General features: G+C 71.7%; 14 protein-coding genes and 2 tRNA genes. 13 read left to right on the top strand and 3 right to left on the bottom strand.

What is annotated here, in order from left to right; all coding sequences use genetic code 11:
* Positions 1 to 19 precede the first annotated feature (19 nt).
* Together EDF24_RS18195 and EDF24_RS18190 are read left to right on the top strand one after the other, a co-directional pair.
* Positions 20 to 1,039, top strand: coding sequence for a LacI family DNA-binding transcriptional regulator (locus tag EDF24_RS18195; RefSeq protein ID WP_123704766.1), 1,020 nt, complete (start codon positions 20 to 22; stop codon positions 1,037 to 1,039).
* A gap of 231 nt (positions 1,040 to 1,270) precedes the next feature.
* Positions 1,271 to 1,900 carry an MBL fold metallo-hydrolase gene (locus EDF24_RS18190; protein ID WP_123704764.1) on the top strand — a complete coding sequence of 210 codons (630 nt, stop codon included), beginning with the start codon at positions 1,271 to 1,273 and terminating at the stop codon, positions 1,898 to 1,900.
* On the opposite strand, the gene EDF24_RS18185 is transcribed toward EDF24_RS18190, so the two are convergent.
* Positions 1,810 to 2,769 (bottom strand): DUF72 domain-containing protein, encoded by a 960-nt coding sequence (locus EDF24_RS18185; protein ID WP_123704798.1) that lies wholly within the window; start codon positions 2,767 to 2,769, stop codon positions 1,810 to 1,812. The two genes, EDF24_RS18190 and EDF24_RS18185, sit on opposite strands and share 91 nt — an antisense overlap.
* 102 nt (positions 2,770 to 2,871) lie before the next feature.
* Here EDF24_RS18185 and EDF24_RS18180 point away from each other — a divergent pair.
* The 5 genes from EDF24_RS18180 to EDF24_RS18160 all read left to right on the top strand — a co-directional run bounded on the left by EDF24_RS18180 (position 2,872) and on the right by EDF24_RS18160 (position 4,646).
* A tRNA-Glu gene (locus EDF24_RS18180) sits at positions 2,872 to 2,947 on the top strand.
* Positions 2,948 to 2,986: 39 nt separating this feature from the next.
* Positions 2,987 to 3,062, top strand: a tRNA-Glu gene (locus tag EDF24_RS18175).
* A gap of 176 nt (positions 3,063 to 3,238) precedes the next feature.
* Entirely contained in the window at positions 3,239 to 3,676 is a 438-nt protein-coding gene (locus EDF24_RS18170) for a CrcB family protein (protein ID WP_123653772.1), read from the top strand.
* On the top strand, positions 3,673 to 4,047 hold the full coding sequence (crcB, locus tag EDF24_RS18165) for a fluoride efflux transporter CrcB (protein ID WP_123653771.1): 375 nt from the start codon (positions 3,673 to 3,675) through the stop codon (positions 4,045 to 4,047). The genes EDF24_RS18170 and crcB overlap by 4 nt, the downstream gene beginning before the upstream one ends.
* Positions 4,044 to 4,646, top strand: a complete 603-nt coding sequence (locus tag EDF24_RS18160) for a histidine phosphatase family protein (protein WP_123704762.1) — start codon at positions 4,044 to 4,046, stop codon at positions 4,644 to 4,646. The genes crcB and EDF24_RS18160 overlap by 4 nt, the downstream gene beginning before the upstream one ends.
* A 35-nt stretch (positions 4,647 to 4,681) precedes the next feature.
* Here EDF24_RS18160 and EDF24_RS18155 read toward each other — a convergent pair whose 3' ends face one another.
* Positions 4,682 to 5,095, bottom strand: a complete 414-nt coding sequence (locus EDF24_RS18155) for a GNAT family N-acetyltransferase (protein WP_123704760.1) — start codon at positions 5,093 to 5,095, stop codon at positions 4,682 to 4,684.
* Between the two features lie 40 nt (positions 5,096 to 5,135).
* Positions 5,136 to 6,203 carry an FUSC family protein gene (locus tag EDF24_RS18150; RefSeq protein WP_123704758.1) on the bottom strand — a complete coding sequence of 356 codons (1,068 nt, stop codon included), beginning with the start codon at positions 6,201 to 6,203 and terminating at the stop codon, positions 5,136 to 5,138.
* Between the two features lie 171 nt (positions 6,204 to 6,374).
* Between EDF24_RS18150 and leuC the strand changes: the two genes are divergently transcribed.
* Genes leuC through EDF24_RS18120 form a run of 6 tightly spaced genes read left to right on the top strand, consistent with a single transcriptional unit; the run spans position 6,375 to position 12,877 of the window.
* On the top strand, positions 6,375 to 7,838 hold the full coding sequence (gene leuC, locus EDF24_RS18145; protein WP_123704756.1) for a 3-isopropylmalate dehydratase large subunit: 1,464 nt from the start codon (positions 6,375 to 6,377) through the stop codon (positions 7,836 to 7,838).
* Entirely contained in the window at positions 7,838 to 8,434 is a 597-nt protein-coding gene (gene leuD, locus EDF24_RS18140) for a 3-isopropylmalate dehydratase small subunit (RefSeq protein ID WP_123653766.1), read from the top strand. The genes leuC and leuD overlap by 1 nt, the downstream gene beginning before the upstream one ends.
* Entirely contained in the window at positions 8,434 to 9,801 is a 1,368-nt protein-coding gene (gene murA / locus EDF24_RS18135) for a UDP-N-acetylglucosamine 1-carboxyvinyltransferase (RefSeq protein ID WP_123653765.1), read from the top strand. Before leuD ends, murA begins: the two co-directional genes overlap by 1 nt.
* Position 9,802: 1 nt before the next feature.
* Positions 9,803 to 10,624: a 1-acyl-sn-glycerol-3-phosphate acyltransferase gene (locus EDF24_RS18130; RefSeq protein ID WP_123704754.1), complete on the top strand. Its 822-nt coding sequence runs from the start codon at positions 9,803 to 9,805 to the stop codon at positions 10,622 to 10,624.
* Positions 10,617 to 11,759, top strand: coding sequence for an NAD(P)H-dependent glycerol-3-phosphate dehydrogenase (locus EDF24_RS18125; RefSeq protein ID WP_395868463.1), 1,143 nt, complete (start codon positions 10,617 to 10,619; stop codon positions 11,757 to 11,759). The genes EDF24_RS18130 and EDF24_RS18125 overlap by 8 nt, the downstream gene beginning before the upstream one ends.
* 32 nt (positions 11,760 to 11,791) lie before the next feature.
* A complete protein-coding gene (locus EDF24_RS18120) occupies positions 11,792 to 12,877 on the top strand; it encodes a D-alanine--D-alanine ligase family protein (RefSeq protein ID WP_123653764.1) in 1,086 nt (361 codons plus the stop codon).
* Positions 12,878 to 12,949 lie beyond the last annotated feature (72 nt).

Below are 12,949 nucleotides of genomic sequence, written 5' to 3'. Positions count from 1 at the left end.
GCCTCCCGGCGGCGTAGCGATGGGGATCCAGGAGATCGCGACCGTCACCGGACTGTCGAAGGCGACGGTGTCCCGCGCCCTGCGCGGACTGCCGTCGGTGGCCGACACCACGATCGACCAGGTGCGGCGGGTCGCCGACGAGCTCGGGTACGTGCCGAGCTCGGCGGCGGCCGGCCTCGCCACCGGGCGGCAGCGCGCGGTCGGCGTCGTCGTGCCGGTGCTCGACCGGTGGTTCTACGTCAAGGCGCTCGGCGGTGTGGACGCCGAGCTGCGGCAGGCCGGGTACGATCTCGTGCTCTACAACCTCGGCGGTCCGGACGGCGACCGCGACCGGGCGTTCCGCCGCTCGATGCTGCGGCAGCGGGTGGACGCGCTCGTGCTGCTGTCCCTCGTCCTCGACGAGACCGAGCGGTCCGAACTGCAGCTGAGCGAGCACCCGATGATCGTGATCGGCGGGCCCGCGCCCGGCCTCCGGAACGTCGGCGTGGACGACGACGTCGTCTCGCACTTGGCCGTGTCGCACCTGCTCGGGCTCGGGCACCGGCAGATCGCGTACGTCGGCGGGCAGGACGAGGCGGGGATGAACGTCGCGGTGCCGTTCCGGCGGCGGGACGGGTTCCTCGACGCGATGGCGGCAGCGGGGCTCGCGGTGCCGCCGCAGTGGATCGTCGACGGGCGGTTCTCGTTCGCGGGCGGGGTGGCTGCGGGTGCGGCGCTGCTGGACGGTCCGCCGGCTGCCCGTCCCGGCCGCCCGACGGCCGTCTTCTGCGCGTCCGACGAGATGGCACTCGGGGTGATGCTCACCGCGGCCCGGCTCGGGCTCGACGTCCCCGGGGACCTCTCCGTCATCGGCATCGACGGGCACGAGTACGGCGCGGCGGTCGGGCTGACCACGATCGCGCAGGACCCGGAGGCGCAGGGGAGGACCGCCGCGCGGGCGGTGCTCGCCGAGGTGGACGGGGCCCGGCCGCGGGCGGTGGCGCCGGCGCCGGTGTCGCTCGTGGTGCGGTCGAGCACGGGGGCGCCGCGGGCGCGCTAGGCGCGGGGCGGCGCGGGCGCGGCCGGCGCGGGCGCGGGCGGCGCGGGCGGCGCGGGCGCGGCCGGCGCGGTGCGAGTTGGATTCGCACAACGGAAACCGGCTCGCACCACGGACGTCCGTGGTGCGAGCCGGTTTCCGTTGTGCGACGGCAAACGGCACCGGCCGCGCCGCGGCGGGGCGGGCCGCGCCGCCGCCCGCTGCGCCGCGCCGCCCGCGCGTACGCTCGCCGACATGGACGTCACGAAGCTCGAGCACGCCTGCCAGGTCGTCGAGATCGACGGATCCCGGCTCGTCATCGACCCCGGCAACTTCACGCGGCCGGTCGACGTCACCGGTGTCGCCGCGGTCGTCCTCACCCACGAGCACCCCGACCACGTCACGCCGGAGCAACTGCAGCGGGTCCTCGACGCGAACCCCGGAGCGCTCGTGTTCGGCCCGGCCGGGGTCGCCGCGGCCCTGCCCGACTTCGCCGTTGACGTCGTCACCGACGGGGACCGCCGCGTCGTCGGGCCCTTCGATCTCACGTTCCACGGCACCCGCCACAACGTCATCCACTCGTCCGTCCCCGTCGTGGACAACACCGGGGTGTTCGTGAACGGCCGGCTCTTCTACCCGGGCGACAGCTACACCGACCCGGGCGTCCCGGTGGAGGTCCTCGCCGCACCCGTCGGCGCCCCGTGGCTCAAGGTCGCCGAGATGATGGACTACGTCGCCGCGATCGCACCGCAGCGCGCGTACCCGGTGCACGAGGCCACCCTCTCCGAGGTCGGCTACGGCATGCACACCGGCCGACTCCGGGAGATGATCGAGCCCGTCGGCGCGCTGGTCGTGCTCCGGCCGGGCGAGTCGCTCACGATCTGAGCGCGGATCACCGGCCTGGAGGCTCGGCTCGTCCCCGTCCCGCCGCCCGCCCGGGTCCGCAGGCGGTCGCCGACGATCCGGTCGAGGGCCAGCGCGTCCCACGGTGCGTGCCGTTCCGCGTCGTTGTCGAAGGACACGTAGGCGTCCCGGCCGGCGTCGAGGTGGTCGAGGACCACGGTGGCCCACCGGCCGAGGGCCTGCGGCGAGTACCCGTCGTGGTACGTCCGTGGTGCGCCGTGCAGGCGGATGTAGGCGAACCGCGCGCCGGTGTCCGCGCGGAAGCGTGGGAAGTCGCCGGCGTGCGAGTCGACGAGCGCCACGCGGTGCCGGCGGAGGACGTCGAGCTGCTCCGGGGTGACGGTCGAACGGAACTCGACGGCGTGGTCGATCGTCCGTGCCGGGTCCTCGGCGACGACCGGCGCGTCCGCGACCTTGTCGTCGTGCCGTGCGGCGAGTTCGGCGGCCGCGGCGTGGGTGTCGGGCAGCAGCGACAGGAAGGTGTCGAGCACTTCGGGGGTCGGGCTGAGCGCTTCCGGGAGCTGCCAGAGCACCGGGCCGAGGGTGTCGCCGAGCTCGAGCGGGCCGGACGCGAAGAAGTTCGCCAGCGCCGTCTCCGCGTTCCGGAGCCGCAGCATGTGCGTGACGTACCGGCCGCCCTTCACCGCGAACCGGAAGCCCGGCGGGACAGCGGCACGCCAGGCCCGGTACCGCTCCGGTCGCTGCAGGGAGTAGAAGGAGCCGTTCAGCTCGACCGTGGAGAACCGCTCGGCGACGTACTCGAGCCACCGCCGCTTGGCCAGTCGTTCCGGGTAGAAGTCGCCGCGCCAGCCGTCGTACTGCCACCCCGAGAGCCCGATCCGCGCGGTCATCGATCCACCGTATGCTCCGAGCGGCATGGCGGCACACCCGGGCGACACGCCTCGTTTTGGCAGGTTGCGAGCCGTGTGCCATACTTGTCGAGTTGTCGGAACGGCCCCATCGTATAGCGGCCTAGTACGCTGCCCTCTCACGGCGGTAACGCGGGTTCGAATCCCGCTGGGGTCACCACAGGTGGCTAGCCTCCGAGTCCGACAACATGCCTGCCGCGGCCCCATCGTATAGCGGCCTAGTACGCTGCCCTCTCACGGCGGTAACGCGGGTTCGAATCCCGCTGGGGTCACCAACCGAAGGTCCTCGTCCACCCGGACGGGGACCTTCGTCGTTCATGCCCGTGCTGGTTCCGCCCCGCTGGCCGTCGAGTGCGCACACGTTGCGCGCGAAGGGCGCCCTGGCCGCAACGACTGCGCTCTCGATCGGCCTGGTCGGTATGGTGGGGCGGCTCGGCGAGAGGAGAACCGCGTGACCGTGCCCCGCGACGCCCGACCACCGCACCTGCAGTGGGGGTACATCGGACTCGTCGTACTCGGCGGGGCGATCGGCACGGCGATCCGCGCGGTGCTCGCCGACCTGCTGCCCGCCGTGGACGGCGTGAGCTGGACCATCGTCGGCATCAACGTCGTCGGGGCGTTCTGTCTCGGGCTGCTCCTGGACACCCTCGCCCGCCGCGGTCCGGACGTCGGGCGACGTCGTGCGCTCCGGCTGTTCGTCGGGACCGGCGTGCTCGGCGGCTTCACGACCTACAGCACCCTGGCGGACGACACGGCGCGGTTGCTCGACGTCGGGCGGTGGGGCGCCGGCTCCGGGTACGCGCTCCTGACCGTCGTGGCCGGTCTCGCGGCGGTCGTCGCCGGGCTCTGGGTCGCGTCGCTGCTGCGTCCGCGTGGAGCCACCCGGTGAGCGCGCTCGAACTGCTCCTGGTGGCGATCGGCGGTGGCGTCGGTGCCGCGCTCCGGTTCGTCCTCGACGGCCTCGTCAAGGCGCGGGTCACCGGCTTCCCCGTCGGCACGGCGATCATCAACGTCACGGGGTCGTTCGTCCTCGGGCTCCTCACGGGACTCGGGGAGTCCGGCACGCTCGCGATCCCGGGAGTCGCCATCCTCGGCACGGGCATGATGGGTGGGTACACGACGTTCTCGACGGCGAGTGTCGAGACCGTGCAGCTCCTCCGATCCGGCAAGACCCGGCTCGCCGTCCTGAACGGCCTCGGCATGCTCGTCGTCTCGGTCGGCGCAGCCGCGCTCGGCCTCTGGATCGGAAGGAACCCATGACCTCGGAACGCCCCGGCGAACTCGTCCTCGTCCGCCACGGAGAGACGGAGTGGTCGAAGAGCGGTCAGCACACCGGCCGCACCGACATCCCGCTCACCGACAACGGCATCGAGCAGGCGGAGCGTGCCGGCCGGTACCTGGCGGACCGTGACTTCGCCCTCGCGCTCTCGAGCCCGCTGCAGCGCGCCCGCGACACCGCGGCGCTGATCGGCGTCGACCCGGAGCTCGACGAGGACCTCTACGAGTGGGACTACGGCGCGTACGAGGGACTGACCACGCCGCAGATCAAGGTGCAGCGGCACGGGCCGTGGGACCTCTGGACCGACGGCGTGCCCGAGGGGGACACCCCCGGCGAGAGCGCTGCCGAGGTCCGGGTCCGTGCGGAGCGCGTGCTGAACCGTGCGCGTCCGGTGCTCGCCGAGGGCCAGGACGCGGTGTTCGTCGCGCACGGGCACGTGCTGCGGGCGATCGGTGCCGCGTGGATCCGGCTCGCGCCGCAGGACGGCGCCGTGCTGAAGCTCGGCACGGCCTCGGTGAGCATCCTCGGGTACGAGCACGGCCGCCCGGTCATCGACGCCTGGAACATCCAGCCCGACTGACGGACGCCGCGACGGAGGTACCCGTCGCCGGCCGACTACCGCAGGACGGCTGCCATCCCCAGGCTCGGAGCGACGTCGTCGAGTCCGAGCGAGCGGTACAGCCGCTGCCCGGGCGGGTCCCCGATGAGCGAGACGTACGCGCCCTCGGGGGCTCGTGTCCGGATGTCGGCGATGAGCCACTCGAGCACGCGCCGCCCGAGGCCTCGGCGCTGGTGCGCGGGGTCGGTGGCGATGTCCGCGATGTGGAAGTACCAGCCGCCGTCACCGAGCACTCGGCCCATCGCGACGGGTGCGCCGTCGGCGGCCACCACGTGACAAGCGGACCAGCTGCCGCTGATCGCCCCGGCTCCCTGGTCCGGACGGACCGGTGTCAGCCCGGAGTCGCAGCGGAGGCGGAGGTAGTCGTCGAGCGGCGGCGGGCCCTCGACGATCCGGTAGTCGTCGTCCATGCCCTGATCCTGCCGGGCGCCGCCGACAAGCGGCCCGGCGTCAGACCGTGCGGATGGCGCTCGTGGCGCCGAGCGCGCGGCCTCGCCGACGCTCGATCGCGCGCCCGACGACGAGCAGCGCGACGCTGACGAGGGCGCCGAGCGTGGTCTGCGCGACGCGGTCGAGCGCGAGGAGCTCCGGCGCCTCGGGGAGACTCAGCCACGACACCGCGAGCGCGAGCGGCGTCAGGAACAGCAGGCACACGGCGTAGTTCCGGGCGACGAAGATCTCCGCGAAGAACTGCCCGACGAAGGCGATCACGACGATCCACCACGCTCCGGGTTCGAGCAGCAGGATCCCGACCGCGATCACGGTGCCGCCGATCGTGCCGATGAAGCGCTGGAACGCCCGGAGGACGGTGTGCCGCTGCCGGAGCGCCGGCAGCGTCGACACGACCGCGATCACGGCCCAGTACGGGTGCCCGAGGCCGGGGATCGACTCCGCGATCGCGCCGGCGACGAGCGCCCCGACGACGTTGAGCCCGACGGTCTCCCAGAGCGCCCCGGTCCGGAGGATGCCGAGCCCGCGCTCCTTCAGCGGCGCGAGCGGACGGAAGCGGTGCGGGGCCCGCGGGTGCCAGAACCGGCGGATGACGAAGCCGGACATCGCGACGAGCCATGCCCATGCGACGGACCCGAGGATGATGGTCACGACGAGCGGCAGGTCGGCGGGCTTCAGCGGCACGAGCGCGGACACCACGAACGCGAACGTCGGGAAGATCGGCTGTGCGGGGATCGTCCGCAGGGTGCTGAGCGTGCACACGGCCACCACGAGCACCCCGACGAGCCCGACGGCCTGCAACCAGAGCTGCGAGCCGGCCAGGGACACCGCGATCCCTGCGAACATGCACAGGATCTGCAGGCCGCCCGCGACGCCCGTCGTCACGGCACGCTGCCGGTACTGCTCCGTCGCGCCGAAGATCGCGGTGAACCCGGCGAACATCGCGAAGGCCGCGTACCCGGGCATCCCGAGCGCGATGAGCAGGGCGAGGGGAGCGCCGCCGGCGATCGCGGCGCGTGCGGCGCCCTCGAGGTTGACCGTTCGGGTGGAGTGCGCGGGGTTCGTCATGACCCGGCCATTCTCCCACCGCGACAGGTGTTGCAGAACGCACGCCGAGCCTCCCGGCCGGGTGGAACCGGCCCCGTGGCGGAGGTGGGCCAGTTGGTATACCAGTGCTAGAGTGACCGGATCGCGCCGCGACAGCGGTGTCCGACGAACGCGAACCGAAGGGTCGAGAGCATGGGCAGGACGCTCGCCGAGAAGGTGTGGGACGACCACGTCGTCGTCAAGGGTGAGGACGGGAACCCGGACCTCCTCTACATCGACCTGCACCTCGTGCACGAGGTCACGAGCCCGCAGGCCTTCGACGGGCTGCGGCAGGCCGGCCGCCCGGTGCGCCGACTCGACCTCACGATCGCGACCGAGGACCACAACACCCCGACGCTCGCCATCGACCGGCCGATCGCCGACCCGACGAGCCGCACCCAGATCGAGACGCTCCGTCGCAACTGTGCCGAGTTCGGCGTCCGCCTGCACTCGCTCGGCGACAAGGAGCAGGGGATCGTGCACGTCGTCGGCCCGCAGCTCGGCCTGACGATGCCCGGCATCACGGTGGTGTGCGGCGACTCGCACACCTCGACGCACGGCGCGTTCGGCGCGATGGCGTTCGGCATCGGCACGAGCGAGGTCGAGCACGTCCTCGCCACGCAGACCCTGCCGCTGAAGCCCTTCAAGACGATGGCGATCACCGTCGAGGGCGCACTCCGCCCGGGGGTCACGGCGAAGGACATCATCCTCGCCGTGATCGCGAAGATCGGCACCGGCGGCGGGCAGGGCTACGTGCTCGAGTACCGCGGCTCGGCGATCCGGGCGCTCTCGATGGAGGGCCGCATGACGATCTGCAACATGTCGATCGAGGCCGGCGCCCGTGCCGGCATGGTCGGCCCGGACCAGATCACCTACGACTACGTGCAGGGCCGCGACCACGCACCGACCGGCGCCGACTGGGACGAAGCGGTCGCGTACTGGGACACGCTGACCACCGACGACGACGCGGTGTTCGACGCCGAGGTGTTCATCGACGCCGACTCGCTCGAGCCGTTCGTCACCTGGGGCACGAACCCCGGCCAGGGCGTCTCGCTCTCCGAGTCCGTGCCGAACCCGGCCGACTACGCGGACCCGAACGACCAGGCCGCGGCACAGCGCGCGCTGGAGTACATGGACATCGAGGCCGGCACGCCGATGAAGGACATCGCCGTCGACGCGGTGTTCATGGGCTCGTGCACGAACTCGCGCATCGAGGACCTCCGGGCCTTCGCGTCCGTGATCGAGGGCCGCACCAAGGCCGAGGGCGTCCGCGTGATGGTCGTGCCGGGGTCCGCCCGGGTGCGGCTCGAGGCCGAGGCCGAGGGGCTCGACAAGGTCTTCACCGACTTCGGGGCGGAGTGGCGGTTCGCCGGCTGCTCGATGTGCCTCGGCATGAACCCCGACCAGCTCGCGCCGGGGGAGCGCTGCGCGTCCACCTCGAACCGCAACTTCGAGGGACGCCAGGGCAAGGGCGGCCGGACGCACCTCGTCTCGCCGCTCGTCGCCGCCGCCACCGCCGTCCGTGGCACGCTCTCGAGCCCGTGGGACCTGGCCGAGGACGATGCACGCACCAACGTCGACGCGATCGCGTCGGAGAACACCGAAGGGGTCCGCTGATGGACAAGATCGGCACCGTCACCGGGATCGCCGCACCGCTGAAGCGGTCGAACGTCGACACCGACCAGATCATCCCGGCGGTCTACCTGAAGCGCGTCACGAAGACCGGCTTCGAGGACGCACTGTTCTCCGGCTGGCGCCAGGACCCGGCGTTCGTGCTCAACCAGCCCGAGTACCAGGGCGCCCAGGTGCTCGTCGCCGGCCCGGACTTCGGCACCGGTTCCTCGCGCGAGCACGCGGTGTGGGCACTCCGTGACTTCGGCTTCAAGGTCGTGGTCTCGCCCCGCTTCGCGGACATCTTCAAGGGCAACGCGGGCAAGCAGGGCCTGGTCACCGCAATCGTGACCGAACCGGAAGTCGAGCGGCTCTGGGCTGCGATCGAGGCGAACCCGGGCATCGAGGCGACGGTGGACCTGGCGACCCAGCGCGTGTCGCTGGGCGATGTGGACGTGGCTTTCGAGATCGACGCTTACACTCGTTGGCGGTTGATGGAAGGGCTCGACGACATCGGGCTCACCCTCCGTGACGAGACCTCGATCACGGAGTTCGAATCCCGCCGGGGAACCTGGCGGCCGAAAACATTGCCGGTGAAGTAGTGAACTCTCTCGTACAGGACGCAGCAGCTGCAGGGGCGCGCGTGGGACTCAAGTCGGACGAGATCGTCATCCGCGGCGGGAAGCCGCTGGTCGGACGCATCGAGGTGCGCGGCGCGAAGAACCTCGCGACGAAGGCCATGGTCGCCTCGCTGCTCGGCGACACCCCGTCGATCCTCAAGGACGTCCCGGACATCTCCGACGTCAAGGTCGTCCGCGCGCTGCTCGAGGTGCACGGCGTGCGCATCACCGATCCTGCACGAGGCGAGCTCATCCTCGACCCGTCGAACGTCGAGTCGGCGCACTTCGCCGAGATCGACGCCCACGCCGGGTCGAGCCGCATCCCGATCCTGTTCTGCGGCCCGCTGCTGCACAAGCTCGGTGAAGCATTCATCCCCGACCTCGGTGGCTGCCGCATCGGCGACCGCCCGATCGACTTCCACCTCGACGCGCTCCGCGCCATGGGTGCCGTCGTCGACAAGCAGATCTCCGGCATCCACATCACGGCGCCGAACGGCCTCAAGGGCGCGAACATCGAGCTCCCGTACCCGAGTGTCGGTGCGACGGAGCAGGTCCTGCTCTCGTCGACCCTCGCCGACGGCGTGACCGAACTCCGGAACGCCGCGATCGAGCCCGAGATCATGGACCTCATCGCGATCCTGCAGAAGATGGGCGCGATCATCACGGTCGAGCCGAGCCGCACGATCTTCATCGAGGGCGTCAAGTCCCTCCGTGGCTACACGCACCGTGCGATCAACGACCGCAACGAGGCAGCGAGCTGGGCGTCCGCCGCACTCGCGACCAACGGCGACATCTTCGTCGAGGGCGCGAAGCAGCAGGAGCTCATGACGTTCCTCAACGTCTTCCGCAAGGTCGGCGGCGGCTTCGACATCCAGGAAGACGGCATCCGGTTCTACCGCGAGCTCGACGTCCTGAAGCCCGTCGTCATCGAGACCGACGTGCACCCCGGCTTCATGACCGACTGGCAGCAGCCGCTCGTCGTGGCGCTGACGCAGGCCGAGGGTCGGAGCGTCGTGCACGAGACCGTCTACGAGAACCGCTTCGGCTTCACCGACGCGCTCAACGAGATGGGTGCGGACATCGTCGTGCACAAGGAGGGGCTGCCCGGGCACGACCGCCGTGTCGCCCGTCGCCCGTTCGAGCAGGCCGCGGTCATCACCGGCCCGACCAAGCTGCACGGCGCGAACGTCCGCGTGCCCGACCTCCGTGGTGGCTTCAGCCACCTCATCGCGGCGCTGACCGCGGAGGGCGAGTCGCACATCACGAACGTCGGCATCATCTCCCGCGGGTACGAGCACTTCATCCCGAAGCTGCGGAAGCTCGGCGCGGACTTCGACTTCGCGGGCTGACGTGGCAGCGAACGACGGCACCGGCGCGCCGGCGTCCGGCCGTGACCTCGACCGGGTCACGACCGGCCTGCCGAACCCCGGCCGCCGGTGGAAGCGCGGCGACCTGAACCTGGCGTTCCGGATCACCGCGATCTTCGTGATCCCGACGTTCCGGTTCACCGCGCGCTACCACTGGCACGGCCCGAACCGCCTCCCCGAGGACGGCGCGTTCGTGCTCGCGCCGAACCACTACACGAACATCGACCCCCTGGTCGTGGGCACCGCGGTGTACATCAGCCGCCGGCAGCCCCGCTTCCTGGCGAAGGCGTCGCTGTTCCGCGTCCCGGTGCTCGGCAAGCTGATGAGCGGTATGGGGCAGATCCCCGTCGAGCGCAGCGGCCGGACCCGGCTGAACGACCCGCTCCGCGGGGGCAAGTCCCTCGTCGAGTCGGGCGGCGCCGTCATCGTCTACCCGGAGGGCACGCTCACCCGTGACCCGGACCTGTGGCCGATGCGCGGCAAGACCGGTGCGGTGCGGATCGCGCTCGAGAACGACGTCCCGCTCATCCCGATGGCGCACTGGGGCACGCAGAAGATCATGGCGCGGTACTCGAACAAGCTCCGGCTGTTCCCGCCGTCCCGCGTGGACATCGTCTTCGGCGACCCCGTCGACCTGTCGGCGTACCGCGGCCGGCCGATCGACCAGCAGATGCTCATCGAGGCGACCGCCATCGTGATGGACCGGATCACCGAGCTCGTCGAGCAGCTCCGCGGGGAGCAGGCACCGGCGAAGCGGTGGGACCCGTCCGCGAACAACCAGAAGGAAACCGGCAAGTTTGAGTGACGCACGCGCCGCCAGCGGACCCGACCGGGCCGCCGCACCCGGCCTCCGCCCGCACGACGACCACCCGGATCCCACCGCCGCCGCTCGTGGCGCCGTGGACACCGCCGCCATCCGCGTCGTGATGCAGTCCACCGACAAGCCCCGCGTCGCCGTGATCGGCGCCGGGAGCTGGGGGACCACGTTCGCGAAGGTCCTCGCCGAGGGCGGTGCGTCCACCGTCCTGTGGGCACGTCGTCCCGAGGTCGCGCGCGAGATCACCGAGACGAAGCGGAACTCCGAGTACCTGCCCGGCATCAACCTGCCCCGCACGCTGACCGCGTCGACGTCGCTGGCGTCCGTGCTCGACGACGCGGAGCAGGTCTACGTCTCGGTGCCGTCGCAGACGCTGCGCTCGAACCTCGCCGCGATCCGGGAACTGCTGCCGGCCGGCGTCCCCGTCGTCAGCCTGATGAAGGGCGTCGAGAAGGGCACCGGCCTCCGGATGAGCGAGGTCCTGCTCGAGGGCCTCCGCATCGACCAGGACCGCATCGCCGTCGCGAGCGGCCCGAACCTGGCGCTCGAGATCGCCCGACGCCAGCCCACCGCGGCCGTCGTGTCCTCGTCGAGCGCGGACACCGCCAGCGCCGTCGCCGCGGTCGCGACGAACCCGTACTTCCGGTCGTTCATCAACACCGACGTGATCGGCACCGAGTTCGGCGGGGTGCTGAAGAACCTCATCGCCGTCGCGATCGGCATCGTCGACGGTGTCGGCTACGGCGAGAACACGAAGGCGTCGATCATCACGCGCGGCCTCGCCGAGATGACCGACTTCGCGGTGTCGCTCGGCGCGCAGCCCTCGACGCTCTCCGGGCTCGCCGGCCTCGGCGACCTCATCGCCACGTGCCAGTCGCCGCTGTCGCGGAACAACACCGCCGGGCGCCTGCTCGGCCAGGGGTACCGCTTCGACGAGGTCGTCCGGCAGATGAACCAGACCGCCGAGGGCCTGGCGTCCGTCGCACCGATCCTCGAGCTCGCCGCGGCGAACGGCGTCGACATGCCCATCGTGGGGCAGGTCGCCGAGGTGCTCGCCGGTAGGCTCGATCCGCGCAACATCGCGCCGCACCTCACCGAGACCGACGAGCCCCAGGGCGAGTGACCGGTCCGGCAACTCTGCACCCGGGAGCGCCCATGACCAGCACCACCACCGTCGTCGTCCTGTTCGGCGGCCGGTCCAGCGAGCACGAGATCAGCTGCGTGACCGCCGGCGGCATCATGGACGCGGTCGACCGCGCCGCGTACGACATCGTGCCGGTCGGCATCACGAAGGACGGCGCGTTCACGCTCCAGCCCGACGACCCGGAGCAGTGGGCGCTCGTCGGGCAGCAGCTGCCGACCGTGCCCGACAACGGGACGCGGGTCCGGTTCCCGAGCGCCGCGGAACCGCGCGCACTGACCGTCGAGCACGCGGACGGCAGCGTCACCACGATCCCGGTCGACCTGGTGTTCCCGATCCTGCACGGCCCCTTCGGCGAGGACGGCACCATCCAGGGCCTCCTCGAGACCGCCGGCCTGCCGTACGCGGGGGACGGTGTCCTCGCGAGCGCGCTCGCGATGGACAAGCACGTCGCGAAGGCCGTCCTGGAGCACGCCGGACTCCGGGTCGCACCGTGGACGACGGTGCTCCGCCGCGAGTGGGAAGCGGACGAGCTCGACGTCGCGGAGCGCATCGCCGCGCACGGCTGGCCGCTGTTCGTGAAGCCGGCGCGTGCCGGGTCGAGCATGGGCGTGTCCCGTGTCGACTCGCCCGAGGACCTCGCAGCCGCCATGCGGCTCGGCTTCGAGCACGACAGCAAGGTCATCGTCGAGCCCCGGATCGTCGGCCGGGAGGTCGAGGTCGCCGTGCTCGAGGGTCGTGACGGCGTGCCGCGCACGAGCCTCCCCGGCGAGATCGTCGTCGCCGAGGACGGTTTCTACGACTTCGCCGCGAAGTACCTCGGCGGTGACGAGCAGCTGCTCTGCCCGGCGCCCCTCACCGAGGCCGAGACGGACGAGATCCGGTCCATCGGCGCCCGGGCGTTCGAGGCCATCGGCGGCTCCGGGCTGGCCCGCGTCGACTGCTTCCTCACCGACGACGGCTTCGTCGTGAACGAGGTCAACACGATGCCCGGCTTCACCCCGTTCTCGATGTACCCGCGCTGCTGGGCGGCGACGGGGGTCACCTACCCGGAGCTGGTCACCGAGCTCATCGAGCTGGGGCGCGCGGCGGTCCGCTGACCGCACCACGGCCTGTGGCCGGTTCCGTACCGGACGGGAGGCTCGGTGTGGGTCCGACCCGCGCCTCCCGGC

The sequence above is a fragment of the Curtobacterium sp. PhB130 genome (assembly GCF_003755165.1).
GTDB lineage: Bacteria > Actinomycetota > Actinomycetes > Actinomycetales > Microbacteriaceae > Curtobacterium.
The sequence above is the reverse complement of the archived record's forward strand: the minus strand, read 5'-3'. Positions and strand labels throughout refer to the sequence as shown.

Excerpts from the sequence above, each read along its gene's own strand:
- leuC (WP_123704756.1), top strand. The coding sequence starts at position 6,375 with ATGGGCAGGACGCTCGCCGAGAAGGTGTGGGACGACCACGTCGTCGTC.
- leuD (WP_123653766.1), top strand. The coding sequence starts at position 7,838 with ATGGACAAGATCGGCACCGTCACCGGGATCGCCGCACCGCTGAAGCGG.
- EDF24_RS18195 (WP_123704766.1), top strand. The coding sequence starts at position 20 with ATGGGGATCCAGGAGATCGCGACCGTCACCGGACTGTCGAAGGCGACG.
- EDF24_RS18160 (WP_123704762.1), top strand. The coding sequence starts at position 4,044 with ATGACCTCGGAACGCCCCGGCGAACTCGTCCTCGTCCGCCACGGAGAG.
- EDF24_RS18155 (WP_123704760.1), bottom strand. The coding sequence starts at position 5,095 with ATGGACGACGACTACCGGATCGTCGAGGGCCCGCCGCCGCTCGACGAC.
- EDF24_RS18185 (WP_123704798.1), bottom strand. The coding sequence starts at position 2,769 with ATGACCGCGCGGATCGGGCTCTCGGGGTGGCAGTACGACGGCTGGCGC.
- EDF24_RS18190 (WP_123704764.1), top strand. The coding sequence starts at position 1,271 with ATGGACGTCACGAAGCTCGAGCACGCCTGCCAGGTCGTCGAGATCGAC.
- EDF24_RS18120 (WP_123653764.1), top strand. The coding sequence starts at position 11,792 with ATGACCAGCACCACCACCGTCGTCGTCCTGTTCGGCGGCCGGTCCAGC.
- EDF24_RS18150 (WP_123704758.1), bottom strand. The coding sequence starts at position 6,203 with ATGACGAACCCCGCGCACTCCACCCGAACGGTCAACCTCGAGGGCGCC.